The sequence below is a fragment of the Corynebacterium striatum genome (assembly GCF_016728105.1).
Taxonomy (GTDB): Bacteria; Actinomycetota; Actinomycetes; order Mycobacteriales; family Mycobacteriaceae; genus Corynebacterium; species Corynebacterium striatum.
In genome coordinates, this window is record NZ_CP068158.1 from 1,105,756 (window position 1) to 1,120,295 (window position 14,540).

At 61.5% G+C, this 14,540-nt stretch carries 16 protein-coding genes and 1 riboswitch; of the genes, 5 read left to right on the forward strand and 11 right to left on the reverse strand.

Features of this window, described 5'->3' with window-relative positions:
• Nucleotides 1–31: 31 nt before the first annotated feature.
• The 4 genes from I6I72_RS05210 to hemL are packed head-to-tail and all read right to left on the reverse strand — an operon-like array spanning nucleotide 32 to nucleotide 3,459.
• Complete coding sequence (locus tag I6I72_RS05210; protein WP_201807628.1) at nucleotides 32–853, reverse strand: cytochrome c biogenesis CcdA family protein; 822 nt, start codon at nucleotides 851–853, stop codon at nucleotides 32–34.
• The gene (locus I6I72_RS05215; protein ID WP_046646490.1) at nucleotides 854–1,456 is read right to left on the reverse strand and encodes a TlpA disulfide reductase family protein; all 603 of its coding nucleotides are present in this window, start codon (nucleotides 1,454–1,456) and stop codon (nucleotides 854–856) included.
• Nucleotides 1,457–1,465: 9 nt separating this feature from the next.
• Entirely contained in the window at nucleotides 1,466–2,074 is a 609-nt protein-coding gene (locus I6I72_RS05220) for a histidine phosphatase family protein (RefSeq protein ID WP_166683373.1), read from the reverse strand.
• Between the two features lie 59 nt (nucleotides 2,075–2,133).
• A complete protein-coding gene (hemL, locus tag I6I72_RS05225) occupies nucleotides 2,134–3,459 on the reverse strand; it encodes a glutamate-1-semialdehyde 2,1-aminomutase (RefSeq protein ID WP_166683374.1) in 1,326 nt (441 codons plus the stop codon).
• A gap of 164 nt (nucleotides 3,460–3,623) precedes the next feature.
• Between hemL and I6I72_RS05230 the strand changes: the two genes are divergently transcribed.
• A complete protein-coding gene (locus I6I72_RS05230) occupies nucleotides 3,624–4,160 on the forward strand; it encodes a cell envelope integrity protein TolA (protein WP_049146046.1) in 537 nt (178 codons plus the stop codon).
• Between the two features lie 74 nt (nucleotides 4,161–4,234).
• Here I6I72_RS05230 and I6I72_RS05235 read toward each other — a convergent pair whose 3' ends face one another.
• Entirely contained in the window at nucleotides 4,235–4,549 is a 315-nt protein-coding gene (locus I6I72_RS05235) for a DMT family transporter (protein WP_049146047.1), read from the reverse strand.
• A 10-nt stretch (nucleotides 4,550–4,559) separates the two neighbouring features.
• Nucleotides 4,560–4,625, reverse strand: a riboswitch (guanidine-III (ykkC-III) riboswitch).
• A gap of 46 nt (nucleotides 4,626–4,671) precedes the next feature.
• On the opposite strand from I6I72_RS05235, the gene I6I72_RS05240 reads away from it, so the two are divergent.
• The 4 genes from I6I72_RS05240 (at nucleotide 4,672) to I6I72_RS05255 (ending at nucleotide 7,719) form a co-directional block, all read left to right on the forward strand.
• Nucleotides 4,672–5,511 (forward strand): NAD(P)-dependent oxidoreductase, encoded by an 840-nt coding sequence (locus I6I72_RS05240; RefSeq protein ID WP_049146051.1) that lies wholly within the window; start codon nucleotides 4,672–4,674, stop codon nucleotides 5,509–5,511.
• A 444-nt stretch (nucleotides 5,512–5,955) separates the two neighbouring features.
• A complete protein-coding gene (locus I6I72_RS05245; RefSeq protein ID WP_236592674.1) occupies nucleotides 5,956–6,129 on the forward strand; it encodes an ATP-binding cassette domain-containing protein in 174 nt (57 codons plus the stop codon).
• 106 nt (nucleotides 6,130–6,235) lie between these two features.
• Nucleotides 6,236–6,604 (forward strand): GntR family transcriptional regulator, encoded by a 369-nt coding sequence (locus I6I72_RS05250; protein ID WP_201807631.1) that lies wholly within the window; start codon nucleotides 6,236–6,238, stop codon nucleotides 6,602–6,604.
• A complete protein-coding gene (locus tag I6I72_RS05255) occupies nucleotides 6,601–7,719 on the forward strand; it encodes a DUF5808 domain-containing protein (RefSeq protein WP_201807634.1) in 1,119 nt (372 codons plus the stop codon). The genes I6I72_RS05250 and I6I72_RS05255 overlap by 4 nt, the downstream gene beginning before the upstream one ends.
• Nucleotides 7,720–7,788: 69 nt before the next feature.
• Here I6I72_RS05255 and I6I72_RS05260 read toward each other — a convergent pair whose 3' ends face one another.
• From I6I72_RS05260 to I6I72_RS05285, 6 genes are all read right to left on the reverse strand, one after another.
• The gene (locus tag I6I72_RS05260; protein WP_114975896.1) at nucleotides 7,789–9,180 is read right to left on the reverse strand and encodes a protoporphyrinogen oxidase; all 1,392 of its coding nucleotides are present in this window, start codon (nucleotides 9,178–9,180) and stop codon (nucleotides 7,789–7,791) included.
• Nucleotides 9,180–10,220: a uroporphyrinogen decarboxylase gene (gene hemE, locus I6I72_RS05265; protein WP_070508676.1), complete on the reverse strand. Its 1,041-nt coding sequence runs from the start codon at nucleotides 10,218–10,220 to the stop codon at nucleotides 9,180–9,182. Before hemE ends, I6I72_RS05260 begins: the two co-directional genes overlap by 1 nt.
• Before the next feature lie 87 nt (nucleotides 10,221–10,307).
• On the reverse strand, nucleotides 10,308–10,859 hold the full coding sequence (locus tag I6I72_RS05270; protein ID WP_049146058.1) for a TerC family integral membrane protein: 552 nt from the start codon (nucleotides 10,857–10,859) through the stop codon (nucleotides 10,308–10,310).
• Nucleotides 10,856–11,617: an MFS transporter gene (locus I6I72_RS05275; RefSeq protein ID WP_049192232.1), complete on the reverse strand. Its 762-nt coding sequence runs from the start codon at nucleotides 11,615–11,617 to the stop codon at nucleotides 10,856–10,858. Before I6I72_RS05275 ends, I6I72_RS05270 begins: the two co-directional genes overlap by 4 nt.
• 73 nt (nucleotides 11,618–11,690) lie before the next feature.
• Complete coding sequence (gene hemB / locus I6I72_RS05280; RefSeq protein ID WP_049063769.1) at nucleotides 11,691–12,668, reverse strand: porphobilinogen synthase; 978 nt, start codon at nucleotides 12,666–12,668, stop codon at nucleotides 11,691–11,693.
• Between the two features lie 89 nt (nucleotides 12,669–12,757).
• Nucleotides 12,758–14,437, reverse strand: a complete 1,680-nt coding sequence (locus I6I72_RS05285) for a bifunctional uroporphyrinogen-III C-methyltransferase/uroporphyrinogen-III synthase (RefSeq protein WP_049151541.1) — start codon at nucleotides 14,435–14,437, stop codon at nucleotides 12,758–12,760.
• Nucleotides 14,438–14,540 lie beyond the last annotated feature (103 nt).

Here is a 14,540-nt window from a genome sequence, read left to right on the forward strand (position 1 = left end):
CTCTCTGTGCCTTCTAAGCCTTATATGCCTTCTAGATCAGCGTCGCGCCGTACTCGACAGTCCACTGAACAGTCCACTGACGAATGAAGTTGATGAAATTACCCCACATGCCGGTAACCAGCGCGAGGCCCACGAGAATCATGGCGATGCCGCCGATGATCTGAATGGTACGAGAGTGCTTGCGCATCCACGAAATGGTGCGCATAGCGCGGGCGGAGCCCAAAGCAACGAGGAGAAAGGGCAAGCCAAGGCCCAAGCAATAACCAATGATGAGCAGGGTGCCGCGCACCGCGGTCATGCCCTGCGTGCCGACGGAAACGGAGATGATAGCCCCCAGAGTAGGGCCCAAGCACGGGGTCCAGCCAAGCGCGAATACGCCGCCCAGCAGCGGTGCGCCGAGCCACGTGGTCCAGCGGCGCGGAGCCATGCGGGTATCCTTCTGCAGCACTGGAACCACGCCCATGAACACCACGCCCATGAGGACGGTGATCACGCCACCGACGCGCATGAGCATCTCCGAATTCAGCGTGAACGCGGAGATCGCACCAAAGACAGAAACGGTAGCGAGCACAAAGACCACCGTGAAGCCCAGGATGAACAGCAAAGCTGCTGCCACCACGGCCCATTGCCTGCGCTTTCCGACGCCCACCCCCAGCTCCGCGTCGTAGCTCACCTCACCACCGACCACGCTGGCCAGGTAAGAGATGTAGCCCGGAACCAAGGGCACCACGCAGGGGCTAGCAAAACTGACCAAACCCGCTGCTGCTGCGGCAAGAATTCCCAGCAGAAGCGGGCCGGCTGCGACGGTATCCGCAAAGGCCTCACCGACACCGGCGGCGAGAATGTGCTCCATTTATTCCTTCTCCAATGAGTCCACGACTGCGAGGACGTCCTTATCGGTGATTTCCCTCAAGAAAACTGCGGCTGGGCGATGCTGCTTGTCCAGCACGATGGTGGTGGGCACCACCGAGGTGGGCACACCACCGAGAGCCGCCGCGGTCTTGAATGGCGGGTCATAGATGGACGGGTACTCAAGGCCGTTGTCCTCGAGGAAGTCACGCGAGATTTCCGGGTTGAAGTCGCGCACGTTGATTCCCAAGACCGTTCCAGTGCCGCGCTTGGTCAGCTCGGCATGGACGTTCTGGAGGTCATCGGACTCGGAGCGGCACGGCGCGCACCACTGTCCCCACGAGTTGAGCACGACGATCTGATCCGAAAAGTCATCCAGGGAAATTGTCTTGCCCTCGTTGCGGAGATCTTCACCGGTGAAAGACTTCAGCGGCTTGCGCTGATCCGGCGCGTACGTGATTTCCTTCTGACCGCCTGGGGCAAAGAACTCGAAAGTACCGCCGGTAGCTACGGCATTCTGCGCGTTATCGGCATCTTGACCGCAGCCCGCAAGAGTGGTCGCTGCAACGAGTACAGCTGCCGCCACGGGGAGGAATGTGTTTTTCAAAGCTCTGCCTTAAATCGCCTGTGCAGGTGAAGAATAGAAGATGTCGATCAGCTGGTCGTCCTGGAACACCAGGGAGGTGACCGAAGCCAGATCGCATTCGCGATCCCACGGGGCGTGCGCGAGGCGCTTGCCCAGTGCGGTGCGCTGCACCATCACGATGGGCAGCTGGTGGGAGACGATGATGGCCTCGTGGCCTTCTGCCTTCTGACGTGCGCGCTCGACGGCGTTCATCATGCGCGCGGCAATCTCTTCGAAGGGCTCGGCCCAAGAAGGCTGCAGCGGGTTACGCAGCAGCGGCCAGCGCTGTGGGTTCCACAGCTGGGAGTTCCAGCCCTTGGTGCGCAGGCCCTCGAAGCGATTGCCGGACTCAATGACGCTCTTGTCGACGTCCACGTCAAGGCCGGTCACCTTCGAAATCGGCTGGGCGGTTTCCTGCGTGCGCTGCAGCGGGGAGGCCACCAGGTAGGTGACGTCGTGGCCGCGGAATGCCTCTGCCGTGCGCGCCGCCATGGAGTGTCCACGGGAAGACAGGTGGTAGCCCGGAATGCGCCCGTAGAGGATCTTGTCTGGGTTGTAGACCTCACCGTGGCGAACCAGATGGACGATGGTTGTCGACATAAATGTTCCTTTCGCTCTTTACGTGAGCTGCTGCGCTAGTGCGCAAGTAGACTAGCGCACTACTGCGGGCGAACTGCCGCTGCTGCCGCCTGCGCTGCCGGAGCAAGCGCCTTTTCGATTACCTCAAAATCATTGTCGGTCAGGGCGTCCGAAACAAACCAAGTCTCAAAAGCTGACGGCGGAACGTAGACGCCGCCCTGCAAAAGCTCGTGGAAGAACGGCGCAAAGCGCCAGGTATCGGCAGCCTTCATGTCGTCAAAGTTATTGCCCTGCCCCTCTGCGAAGCGGATGGAGAACATCGACGAGGCACGCTGGATGTTGTGGGCCACACCTTCCTTATCCAGGGCAGCGGAGATAAGGCCGGTGAGGCGGTCTGCGTTAGCAGCCAGACGTGGGTAAAGCTCTTCGTTTGCCAGCTCGAGGGACTTCAGGCCAGAAGCCATTGCCACCGGGTTACCGGAGAGCGTGCCCGCCTGGTACACCGGGCCAGCCGGTGCGAGATAAGCCATGACGTCGACGCGGCCACCGAAAGCAGCAGCCGGCAGGCCGCCAGATACAACCTTGCCGAAAGTGACCAAGTCTCCCGCCACATTGTCGACGCCGAACCACCCCTTGTGGGAGGTGCGGAAACCAGTCATGACCTCGTCGAGGATGAGCAGCGCGCCGTCGGCATGCGCGATGTCCTTCAGCGCTGCGTTAAAGCCTTCTACCGGGGCGACGGTGCCCATGTTGCCGGGCGCTGCCTCAGCGATGATGCAGGCGATTTCGCCTGGGTGCGCGGCAAAAGCCTCGCGCACGGCAGCGAGGTCGTTGTAAGGGACCACGATGGTGTCGGCAGCGGAAGCGCCGGTGACACCCGGGGAGTCAGGAAGGGCGAAGGTGGCCACACCAGAACCAGCAGAGGCCAACAGGGCGTCGACGTGGCCGTGGTAGCAACCGTCGAACTTCAGCACCTTGGCGCGGCCGGTGTAACCGCGGGCTAGGCGCACTGCGGACATGGTGGCCTCCGTGCCGGAGTTGACCAGGCGGACCTGCTCTACTGCGGTGCGCTCCACAATGCGCTCTGCCAGCAGGGTTTCCGCCTCGGTCGGCGCGCCAAAGGAGAGACCGTCGACTGCTGCCTTCTGAACAGCCTCCACGATTGCCGGGTGGGCGTTGCCGTGGATCATCGGGCCATAGGAGCTAACCAGGTCGACGTACTCGTTGCCGTCGACGTCCCACAGTCGGGAAGCTTCGCCGCGGGCGATGACGCGGGCCTGGCCGCCGACCGAGCCGAAGGCACGGACCGGGGAGTTCACACCACCTGGGGTGACCTTGGTGGCGCGCTCGAACCACTGGGTGGACTGGGAAACTGGCTGCTGACTCGTATTAGGCATAGCCAACATTGTAACTGTTTTAGCACTATACAAAAGTTGGAGTCTCCTGCGCGTCTTGCAGCACGTTCGCACACTCGCCGTGCGGGCTGTCCACAATGCGGTTACACTGACGGCACCACAAGTTCAGCGCAGGGGGTTGCGCTGGCAAACGTCACAACTTCGGGGGAAGAATTATGCGTTCGCGCTTGCTTATCTGCGTATTGGGTTTGGGCACTACACTGTGCGTTTCCTGCGCAACACACGAGACCACTCCAGTAGCCGTGCAAGAGGACAAGACGGCTCGACCAACCACCTCAAGCGCCACTGTGTGGGATCCCGGCGCGGCTCCGCAACCCATCACCCGCTTGGAACCAGAGGCTTCCACCGCAACGGCACCGGAAGGAGCGGCACCAAACCAGGAGCTGCAATCTGCCGAAAATGCACTCGGCCAAGGCCAACTAGACCAGGAGCACCTGCCTCAAACTCACACTGTCACCGTCCGCGCGCCGGCCCCTGCGCCGCGGCCGGCTCCACGTCCAGCGCCTGCGCCGGGACCTGCCTTTCCGCAAATGCCCAAGCTGCCAGAATTTCCCGTGCCGGCTCTCCCACCGCCGCCAAAGATTCCAACAGCAATCCCGATACCGCCCGAGGTACAGGGCGGTATCGATCAGATCCCTAAGCCACCACCGCTGCCTCGCCCTGAGGACATCTACATTCCGTTGCCTCACTAACCGCATTAGCGAACTTCGCTAATGCGGTTAGTGATGTGGTGCGTTTTAATGCACCACATTCAGGCCCACGATGCTTAATGCACCACTTTCAGGCCCACGATGCCGCCGATGATCATTGCGAGGAAAAGGACCTTCCACACGGTAGCGGCTTCGTGGCCGGCCAGGATTGAATAGCTGACAGTGACCACGGCACCGAAGCCGGCCCACACCGCATAGGCGGTGCCCACGGGGATGGTTTTCATGGCCCAGGCCAAGCCACCCATAGAGATGAAACACGCGACGACAAAAATGACTGACGGCCACAAACGGGAGAATCCCTCGGATTTGTCGAGGGCCGCCGCCCATACGGCTTCGAAAGCACCGGAGGCGATCAGAATGAACCAAGCCATGACTTTTCCTTCTGGCCGTCTTGTCGCGCTACCGGGTACGGCTCCCTCGTCCGGAACGCACAGGCTGCGCGCCTGCGCCTAATCATGGCACACCTGCGCCGGGTAATGGCACACTGGCAGCCATGAAGATTGCATTCCTTGGAACCGGCCGCATGGGCAGCGAGCTTGCCCGCCACCTCATCCCTAACCACGACGTCACCGTGTGGAACCGCACTGCCGAGCGCGCGCAACCGCTTGTCGACGAAGGCGCTACTCTCGCCGCCACCCCGGAGGATGCGGTAAAAGATGCTGAGGTCATCATCACTTCGCTGTTCGGCCCGGATGACATCCGAGAGCGTGTTATCGACACCAACCTCATTCCGGAGGGCGTGACCTGGATTGATACCACAACCGTCTCCCCGGAGGCCGCCCGCGAGTTCGCCGCGGCGGTGGAGTCCTACGTCCATGCCCCGGTAGTGGGCTCCCTCGGCCCGGCGCGAAATGGTGAGTTAGGCGTTTACGTGGGCACGCCTGACGACGACCGTCGCGAACAGGCCATGGACCTGGTTGAGCCGTGGGCTGGTAAGGACAAGCTCATCGGTGTGGAATCGGCAGCCACCGCGGCAATTGGCAAGCTGCTTGCCAACTTGGCGCTCGCTGTTACCGCTGAGGGCCTGCTCGAGGCTCTGCAGCTCGGCGAGTCCGAGGGCCTCGACTCTGAAGTCGTTCTGGAGATGCTCGACATCACCGGCTTGGCATTCATCAAGAACATGAAGGGCCCGTTCATCACGGGTGAGCGCAACACCACTCCGGGCGACTTCACTGTCGACGCCCTGTGCAAGGACGCCAAGCTCATGGAGGCTACCTCTTCTAAGCCGCTGCCAGCAGTGCACGCCGCCATCGAACGCTTTGAGGAACAGCAGTCCATGGGCCACGGCGACCAGGACTTCTCTTCCATCTTTGTATTCCGCAACAAGGGCTAGTACGAGCTAGCGGTTGCCGACGATTTCGCGCAGCACCCGCGCCAGCTGCGCGTTATCGCCTGTGTCCTGGCTATGAAAAATCTTGTTCACGGCCTTGGGCAGCTCTGGCCCCACTAATTTCCCCTGCTTACTTAAATGCCGTCCGGCGAACTTGGACTATTGCGTCCTCAGCAAACACCGTGCCAGCGGCTACGCGGCGGGCCAAGTCACGGACTTCCGGGTCACTAACGTCATGGCCTGCCAAACGCATTGCCGCGTCTCCCAAGGCCAACTTGTTATCCCTTGGTTTATCAATTTCGGTGTTTATGAACTCATTAGCGGGTTGTGGATTAACCATTCTTTTTCTCCCGCAAGATAGCTGTTTGACGCTCAATTTTAGCAGTTCAAGGCACCAAAACCAAGGTCTTGAAAGCCTGCGAGCAGCAGAATTGATAGCTTTGCCGCATGCTGAACATCGATGCCACTTACGGACATACCGCAGCCCTCGGCCATCTTGCCCGCGAGTTTGCCCCGAGCCGCATGTACGGCCTAAAGGGAGCTAACGGCTCAGGTAAGTCGACGTTGCTCGCCTCTCTCGGTGGCGAGCTCGCAACTCTCGAGGGCACCGTTGAGCTTTAGGTAACTAGTTTCAGCCCAAGTTTGCATCATTGACACTAATACAATCTGTGCTATATTTACTAATACAACGTTGTATTAGTAAGAACAACACAGAAAGTGAGGGTGCATGTTCATCACCCTTAGCCCGGACTCTGACGTCCCACTGTTTAAACAAATCCACGACGAGATAGTTGCGGCCATCGCTCACGGGCAGCTCCGTGACGGCGACAAGCTTGATCCAGTTCGCCGTCTCGCAGCCGACTTCGGCATCAACCCCGCCACTATCAAGAAGGCTTATGACAAACTCGTCGCCGAAGGCCTAGCCGAAACCGCTGGACGCTCCGGCACCGTGGTCCGCCCAGGTGCCCGCACTGCAGCCCAATCCCAGCAACTCGACGAGGGCCTCACCCGCGTCGCCTGGCTTGCACGCGCACAGGGCTTCACCGTTTCCGAAATCCGTGACCATCTCGACGCCATCCTGAAGGAACTACCATGATTTTCGCATTATCAATGGCCGCGGTCATCTTAGCCGTGACGTGGGCCCTGGCGGCAGCACCGGCGATAGCCGTCTTGCCCCTTGGTGTTTCAGTACCCCACGACAAACGCGCTGAGCCTGCAGTAACTGATGCGATTAAGCACTACCGCTGCCTCGTGTGGGCGTTTGGTATCGCCGCCACCCTAATTTCAGTGGCCACATGGAAGTGGCCAGCAATCGCAGCGCTTCCTTCCCTTATCGTCATCTTTGGAGCACTCTTTGCTTACGTTAAATCGCGTCGCCGCATCATCGAGGCCAAAGCCGCGGGCGGCTGGTATGACGATGTCGAAACAGCCATTTCCGCACAGATAACTGCCACGCCGCTGAACAACAGCGCGCTGGCCAACCTCACCGCCCAGCCCCGCTTTCCCTGGATTTGGGTCCTCGGCTCACTGCTCATGACCGCAGCTTCCGCGGGAATCGTTGCCCAAGGCTGGGACACGATTCCCGAGACCATCCCTACGCACTGGGGCGCCTCCATGCAGCCCGACGCCTGGAGCGACAAAGGCATCGGCACTGTATTCGGGTTGACCTTCGTTAACCTCGGAATGATCGCACTATTCGCGCTCATTTTTTGGTTCGTCTGCACCTCATCGGTCCATTCACGTTCGGACCGCTCCATCAAGGGTCAGCTGCGAAACCGCGCGGTAATGGACGCTACAAACCAGGCAACAGGTTTCTTGCTCTTTGCAATCTGCCTACCCATGTCGCAGATTCAGGTTGCCTCCGCATTGCCTCGCTACGCCGGCTGGCTGCCTGTGGGATTCATCGGCGTTATCGTCATGAGCCTGGTCGGGGTCATCGCCCTCATCATGATGATCCTGCGCGCACAAACGCGCATCGATGATGCCCTGCGGGGCGTGAATTTCCCTGACGACGGCAAAGACTCCCCCGATAATGACAAGTTCTACAAGTGGGGCATGTTCTATTACAACCCTGACGACCCAGCCATCATGGTGGACAAGCGCTTCGGCGCCGGCATGGACTTCAACTACGCGCGCTGGCAGGCGAAGGTTTTCATGGCCGCCGTTCTGCTACTGCTCATAGGTTCCATCGCTTTGCCAATTTTGCTCTAGCAGCTTGTCGGTGGAGGTTTTTCGTAGGCGGCCTGGCTGGCGAAGGGCGAGGGGTTTCCTGCTCTCTAGCTACGCGAGCAGACGCTGCGCAGCCGCGCGGGCATCAGCGATGACGGCTGGCACACCCACGCCGCCGGACCAGGCGCCGGTGGCTTCTATGCCAGGGACGTCGGCAAGCGCGGCGTGCGCCGCGGCAACCGTGGCCAGATGGGTCTCGTCGTAACGCGGGATGCCACCGAACCAGCGCTGGGTGAAGATTTCAGAAACGCCCGCCGCGCGGCCGTCGAAACCAGTGATGTGCTGGAGGTCGTCCAAGGCGTAATCCACCAGCTGATCTTCCTCAGCGCGCAGCAGTGCGTCGTCGCCATAACGGCCGAAGGAAGCGCGGACCAGGGCACCGCCGCGCTCAGCTAGGTGTGGCCACTTTCTCGAAGACAGCGTAAACGCTTTAGCGTTTACGCCCTCTTGATCCGTGCCCACCAGGATTCCGGTGTTATCGGGCAAGCGGTTGCCTTCCGGATCAGTATCCGAGTCGAACTTGAAGCCCACAACTACGGAGCCGGCCAGCTTCACCTTCTTCAGCGCGGCAGCAGCCGCAGGAGAAAGAGCCGGCAGAAGACGCGCGGTAGTGGGCGCAGGGGTGGCAAACAGCACACGGTCATAAAGGCCGGCCTCGTTCGGTGCGCCCTTGACGCGGAAGCCCTCGGACTCACGGGTCACACCAGAAATGAAGGAATCGAGGTGGATATCGGCGCCGGACTGTTCCGCGAGTGCCTCGTAAACCTCAGCGTAGCCGCCGCGGAAAGTTTGGAACGGTGCTCCCTTGCCAGGCGTGCGAGGTCGGGCCTCCTCCATCGCCTTGACTGCGGCGGAAAGGGTCACGGGCCCCTCTGCGGCGAGCTTGTCCAAGGTCGCTGCCAACGCCGGGATGGTGGCGCGCAGCCCCAGGTCGTCCGCGGTGCATGAGTACACGCCGCCCAATAGAGCGGAGACCACGTGGTCCACCACGTCGTCGCCGAACTGCTGGCGCACCAGCTTGCCCACGGACACGTCGCCGCCGATTTCCCATTCAAAGGGCTCCTCGTTGTCGATGCGCTTCGCCGTCTCTTCGGAGACCAAAGGTGCAATGGTGGCCGAGGAAGACGGGATGCCCATCATGCCGCCGGAGGGCAGGGACTGCAGCTTCGAATCCACGTAGACCAGCGGGGAAAGGCCCGATGGGGAGACGAAGGAGTCCGCCAAGCCCAGCTGGGTGAAGAAGTCCACGACCTCAGCGTTGCGGGCAAGGAAGGCCTCAGCGCCCATATCGGTGGGGCCGTCGTTGAAAGGCACGGTGTAGAGCTTGCCGCCAATACGGCCCTCTGCCTCATAGACGTCGATCTCGTGGCCCTCGTTGCGGGAAGCGATCTCCCACGCTGCCGTAAGGCCCGCCAAGCCTGCACCAATAATTGCGATCTTCATTAGCCCTCCTCGTGGATGATGGCGACGGCGCGGGTGACAGCGTCGGCGTCGGTGGTAGGTAGCACTCCGTGGCCCAAGTTCCAGATATGTGTATCGATGTCGCCGGCTGCTTGGGCTGCCGCGACCTCGTCCTTGATGGTGCGCACTGCGCCGCGGATGGCGTCGTCGCCAGCGAACAAGAGCGCAGGATCCAGGTTGCCCTGCAAAGTGCGGGCGCTCACGCGCTTGGCTGCGACATCCATGGAGACGCGGTAGTCCACGCCCATGACTTCAGAGCCGGCCTCGGACATCGCGCCGAGCAGCTCGCCGGTTCCCACACCAAAGTGGATGCGTGGCACGCGGCCCTCAGCAGCCGCGAGGATGCGCGTGGAATACGGCAGCACGAACTCGCGGTAATCACGCTCGTTGAGGTAGCCCGCCCAGGAGTCGAAGAGCTGCATCGCGTCGATGCCCGCCTCCATCTGCAGCTCCAAGAAGGAGATGATGGTGGGTGTCAGGCGCTCCATCAACGCGTGCCAAGTCTCCGGCTCCGCGTGCATGAGGGCCTTGGTTTTCTCGTGGTTCTTGGACGGGCCGCCCTCCACGAGGTAGCTGGCCAGAGTGAAAGGCGCACCAACGAAACCAATGAGCGCCTGCTGCGGGTTCAGCTCGTCCAGGATGATGCGGATGCCTTCGCGGACCTCGGGAACGTCCTGGTCCAGGATGGGCAGGTTCTCCACGTCCTGACGGGTGCGGATGGGCGCGTCCATGACTGGGCCGCGGCCGGGAACGATGTTCACGCCTACTCCTGCTGCTTTGAGCGGAACGACGATATCGCTGAACAGGATGGCGCCGTCGACGTCGTGGCGGCGGACCGGCTGCAGGGTGATTTCGGCGAGCAGCTCCGGCATGAAGCAGGAGTCGAGCATGTCGATGCCCTCGCGTACTTTGCGGTACTCAGGCAGCGAACGTCCAGCTTGGCGCATGAACCATACCGGCAGACGAGAGGGGGTGCGGCCAGTGGCAGCGTCGATAAGCGGGGCGTTGTTGAGTCGTGACATGGTCCTCATTATGAATCAAAAGTTGGATACGAATCTAGTTAGCCACACCTTCGCTAGCGGGCCCGCGCATGCGATCCCACGCAAAAGCTAGAAGCGCGGGTTGTGCTCGCGAATGAACTGGTTGGAATCAGGGCGATAAAGCAAGAGCAAAGCCACCGCCAGAACCACTGGAATAACGATGAGGATGAGTCCACCCACACCCAGCGCCATCGCGGCGACGTTGACGAACAGCGTCACCGCAATCGCGATGGTGATGATGCGGCGCGACCACTTGGAACCGTGCGCTAGCTGCGCGGAGCAAACAGCCATGATGATGGCGCACACGATGTTGGAAATAGCTACGAAGTTGCGGTTGCGGGAAAGGTACTCAGCCACTTCCGGGGAGGCAGCGACTTCCTCAGCGCCGGAGTCGCCGAAGAGGCCCACCATGCCAGAGACCAGCATGATGACTGCAGCAATGACGAGAACCCAGTAGGAAAAGCGCAGCGAACGCGGCCACCAGTTTGCATGGTTCGCTGCCGCAGCAGAGTCTTCCGCGCCCTTCTTCTTGCGTCCTGCACGGTTGTAATCAACCGGCCCCGGCCGGGATGGGTCACCTTTGGGTTGGCCGTTTCCTTGGCCCGGGAACATACTTGTCATCGCCGTGGCTCCTGGTCATAGCGACTGGAGTCGCGCGGGGCATCGTGTTCTGAAGTTTTCTGCTGCTTTTCCAACAGCTCTTTGCGTTCCTGTTCTCGGCGCTCGCGTTCTTTGTCGCGGCGTTCTTGCGCTAGTTCCTGCTCCAGCTTGCGCATTTCCTCGAGCTCGCCGGTGTAGTCCAGGGTTTCTTCCTTCACGGAGAATATTAGACCCATTACTGCGGCCACGCCGACCAAGATCTGCACGGTGCCATCGACCATGATGAGCCAGTCCGGCGCCTCGTTGCCCGCCGGGCTCGAGAGGAAGACGAGCAGCGTGCGAAAAGCAAAGAACAAGGAGAACGCGAACCACAGGCGACGTCCCGTGCCCGCAGACTTCTTGTTCTTGTTCAGCAAGTGCAGCATCACCGCAAGGACCACGATGATGACCAAAGAAATCAGGCTGGAGAAGGCCACCGAGCCATAACCGATGATGCTGATCAAGGAGTCGGAGATTTCCTGCCCCGAATCCTTCGCGGCTTCCTCAGCAGTCTTGCGAGCCTCGGCAAACAGCACCGAGCGGTTGAGGAGCGTCATCACCACATTCAGTATCTGGTGAATGACCTCAAAGCCCAAGGCGCCGGCCCACAGCTTGAGCATGAGGCTTACTGCCTCAGGGCGCTCCTTTTCCGGTTGCGGAGCTTGTGGGGCTTGCGGGGCCTGGGCAGCAGTTGGAGCCTGCGGGGTCTGCTGAGGGGACTGAGGAGCCGGGAATGTCACAGATATCCTTTTGAAGGTTCGGTCGCTGTTTGAAGCTGGTGGGCCAAAATCACTTCTGAACTTAGTTCAGAAACTACTTCAGAAGTCGCGCTGCGTCGGTGGCGAAGTAGGTCAGAATCTGATCCGCACCTGCACGCTTGAATGCAGTCAAGGACTCCAGCATAACGGCCTCACCGTTAATCCAGCCATTCTGCGCAGCCGCCTTAATCATGGCGTACTCGCCAGAGACCTGGTACACGGCCACCGGCACGCAGGAGCGCTCCACCGCTGCCGCCAGCACATCGAGGTAAGGCAGGCCCGGCTTGACCATGACGAAGTCCGCGCCCTCTTCGATGTCGAGGTCGATCTCCAGCAGGGACTCGCGGAGGTTGCGCGGATCCTGCTGGTAGGTGCGGCGGTCGCCCTCCAGAGAGGAGCCCACGGCATCGCGGAACGGGCCAAAGAACGCAGAGGCGTACTTGGCCGAGTAGGCCATGATGGCGACGTCCTCGTGGCCGGCCTCGTCAAGGGCCTCGCGGATGGCGGCGATCTGGCCATCCATCATTCCAGATGGGCTAACCATGTGCGCGCCAGCGCGGGCTTGGGAGCGAGCCATGTCCTGGTAGAGCTTCACCGTCTCATCATTCTTGACGCGGCCCTTGTCATCCACCACGCCACAGTGTCCGTGGGAGGTGAACTCGTCCAGGCAGGTGTCCGCCATGACGATGAGGTCATCGCCGAATTCACGGCGCAGCTCCTCGATGCCGCGGTTCAGGATTCCCTGCGGATCCCATGCCACGGAACCGGTCTCATCCTTATCCTCGTCCAGCGGCACGCCGAAGAGGTCCACGCACTTGACGCCCGCATCGAGCGCCTCATGCGCGGCGCGCTTCAAGGAATCGAAGGTGTGCTGATAAACCCCCGGCATGGAGGGGATCTCGTGGGGCTCGTCAATACCGTCAACGATGAACATCGGCAGAATCAGATCTGCCGGACGCAGTGTAGTTTCCGCAACAAGCTCGCGGAAAGCTGGGGACTGGCGCAGACGGCGGGGGCGACGAATAAGATCCATAATGACTTCTCCTTTGGGCTCACCCTGTCACAGGCGAGCACGCGTGAAGGCTTTTTCTTGTGCCCCGCTAGTCTACTCAGCCGCAGCGTCTATGCAGACTTGGCGCTCGTCTTACGCTTGCGACGCTTCTTACGCGGCGCAGGCAGGTTGCCAGCGGCGCGCAGTGCGGCGACGTGCTCAGCGAGGGCGTCGATAAGCGCAGGCACCTCAGCGACCTCCGGAACCACATCAACGCGCAGGCCCAACTCCTCAGCCGCGGCCTTCGTGGACGGTCCGATGCAAGCAATGATGGTGCGAGCGTGCGGCTTGCCAGCGATACCCACCAAGTTGCGCACGGTCGAGCCAGAGGTAAACGCCACGGCGTCAAAACCGCCCGACTTGATCATGTCGCGCACCTCAGCCGCAGGCGGTGCCGCACGCACGGTGCGGTAAGCCACGACGTCGTCGACCTCCCAGCCTAGCTCCTCTAGGCCGGTCACCAAGGCGTCGCCAGCAATGTCAGCGCGCGGCAACAGCACGCGGCCCACAGCATCGATGTCCTCGACGTAGTTGGGGAAGACCTCAACCAGACCCTCGGCGTTCTGCTTGCGCTTGTTCGGCAACAGCTCCGGGACCATGCCCTTGGCGCGGATGGCGTCGGCGGTCTTGCTGCCCACCGCTGCCAGGTGCACGCCTGCGAAGTCGCGGGCATCCAGGCCCAGATCGGCGATCTTCTCCCACACGGCAGAGACTGCGTTGACAGAGGTAAACACGATCCACTTGTAGCGGCCTTCCACGATGCCCTTGATGGCGCGGTCCATCTGCGCCGGGTTACGCGGCGGCTCCACCGAGATGGTGGGCACAGACTGCGGGATAGCGCCGTAGCCAGCCAGACGCGCGGACATGGCAGCCGCCTGCTCCTTGGTGCGCGGCACGAGCACGCGCCAGCCGTACAGCGGGCGATTTTCCCACCAGGAGTACTTAGAACGATCGTCGAAGCTGCGGCCCAGGGTCACCACGAGGTCGCCCGGCAGCTCGGCGTCGAGCTTGCCCAAGGTGCCCAAGGTGGTCTCGTGGGTGCGCTGCAGGCGGGTGGTGCCATGCACGGTGACGTAGGCTTCCATGTCCGCGGACATGCCACGGTCGATGAGCTCGCGAGAAATCAGCGGCAGGTCCTCAGCAGTAGCCTGCAGTACGAGCGGCTGCGTCGCACTTGCCAGGGAGTCCCAATCAGCGCCTTCGGTAATGTCCGCCTCGGTGTAGGTCGCGCCCAGCGCCAGACCTGCAAAGGAGGGGACGGTGGAAGGCAAGGACATGCCCGGAACAACCTGGAACTCCAGGCCTGCCGCGGCCACGGCGGAAATCTCCGCTTTGATGGACTCGCGGTTGAGCGGGTTGCCGCTTACCAGGCGGATGACATCGAGGCCATCGGCTTCAACCAGCGCTTCACGCATTTGCTTGACGACGTCTTCCCTCTCCGGGGCATAAAAGACAGCTGCGGTAGGCGCGGCAGGACGCGGCGGCTTGCGGCGTGCGCCAGCCTCCTTGGCCTCGGCGCAGATGCGTGCGTACTCGGCCTCGGCGGCGTCGAGAAGCTCCTGCGGCACGGGGACCGCACGGGCGACAACGTCGCGCACTCCGGAGGAAACCTCGGCGTCGACAATAGCGATGGCGTTCGCCTCGAGAACCTCGCGGGCGCGGACGGTCAACAGCTCAGGGTTGCCTGGGCCGGCGCCCACAAATACGACTTTGCCCAGTTCAGACTGGATGTCCGGCACAGCGTTGCTCATAAGGTTCTTTTCTACGTTTGGGTCTCAGGCGCCCCGCACGGACATGATCGTGCGCAGCGTTTTCCCTGCTACCAGCGGGCGGTGTTCTTCACAGCGTATTAAC

Coding starts and splice junctions, on each gene's coding strand:
- I6I72_RS05210 (WP_201807628.1), bottom strand. CDS start 853: ATGGAGCACATTCTCGCCGCCGGTGTCGGTGAGGCCTTTGCGGATACC.
- I6I72_RS05220 (WP_166683373.1), bottom strand. CDS start 2,074: ATGTCGACAACCATCGTCCATCTGGTTCGCCACGGTGAGGTCTACAAC.
- hemL (WP_166683374.1), bottom strand. CDS start 3,459: ATGTTGGCTATGCCTAATACGAGTCAGCAGCCAGTTTCCCAGTCCACC.
- I6I72_RS05230 (WP_049146046.1), top strand. CDS start 3,624: ATGCGTTCGCGCTTGCTTATCTGCGTATTGGGTTTGGGCACTACACTG.
- I6I72_RS05235 (WP_049146047.1), bottom strand. CDS start 4,549: ATGGCTTGGTTCATTCTGATCGCCTCCGGTGCTTTCGAAGCCGTATGG.
- I6I72_RS05240 (WP_049146051.1), top strand. CDS start 4,672: ATGAAGATTGCATTCCTTGGAACCGGCCGCATGGGCAGCGAGCTTGCC.
- I6I72_RS05245 (WP_236592674.1), top strand. CDS start 5,956: ATGCTGAACATCGATGCCACTTACGGACATACCGCAGCCCTCGGCCAT.
- I6I72_RS05250 (WP_201807631.1), top strand. CDS start 6,236: ATGTTCATCACCCTTAGCCCGGACTCTGACGTCCCACTGTTTAAACAA.
- I6I72_RS05255 (WP_201807634.1), top strand. CDS start 6,601: ATGATTTTCGCATTATCAATGGCCGCGGTCATCTTAGCCGTGACGTGG.
- I6I72_RS05260 (WP_114975896.1), bottom strand. CDS start 9,180: ATGAAGATCGCAATTATTGGTGCAGGCTTGGCGGGCCTTACGGCAGCG.
- hemE (WP_070508676.1), bottom strand. CDS start 10,220: ATGTCACGACTCAACAACGCCCCGCTTATCGACGCTGCCACTGGCCGC.
- I6I72_RS05270 (WP_049146058.1), bottom strand. CDS start 10,859: ATGACAAGTATGTTCCCGGGCCAAGGAAACGGCCAACCCAAAGGTGAC.
- hemB (WP_049063769.1), bottom strand. CDS start 12,668: ATGGATCTTATTCGTCGCCCCCGCCGTCTGCGCCAGTCCCCAGCTTTC.
- I6I72_RS05285 (WP_049151541.1), bottom strand. CDS start 14,437: ATGAGCAACGCTGTGCCGGACATCCAGTCTGAACTGGGCAAAGTCGTA.